The 383-nt window shown below is 30.3% G+C and carries 1 protein-coding gene; it reads right to left on the reverse strand.

Translation table 11 applies throughout. The features are described from left to right. A partial coding sequence (locus Q4548_RS16755) for a transposase (RefSeq protein WP_303457186.1) occupies positions 1 to 324 on the reverse strand: 324 nt, incomplete at its 3' end. Positions 325 to 383: the final 59 nt, after the last annotated feature.

Here is a 383-nt window from a genome sequence, read left to right on the forward strand (position 1 = left end):
TACTTGTTTTGCATACTCACAGATCTGTTTAGAATCACTCTTGTCGGTCTTTATTTTAGACAGCTTCATTTGGATAAATCGCTTGACAGATAATGGGTTTTCTACAGATAATTTAATACCTGATTCTAGCAAAAAATAAGCTAATTGATAGTGATAATATCCGGTAGCTTCCATGACACAATGGCTCCTTAAATCTAATAATTTTTCAAACTTTTTAAAACCTGAAATAGTATTCTTAAACTGATAGTATTTACCATCTGAATCCGTAACATCAAAAACCAAATGGCTAATGTCTATTCCATAATATTTAATATCTTTATTCATAAAAAAATGTTTTTGAAAGGACAAACTACGCGAGTTTCAACGACTTAAAATCGAGGTCT

Source organism: Wenyingzhuangia sp. 2_MG-2023 (genome assembly GCF_030548295.1).
GTDB lineage: Bacteria > Bacteroidota > Bacteroidia > Flavobacteriales > Flavobacteriaceae > Wenyingzhuangia.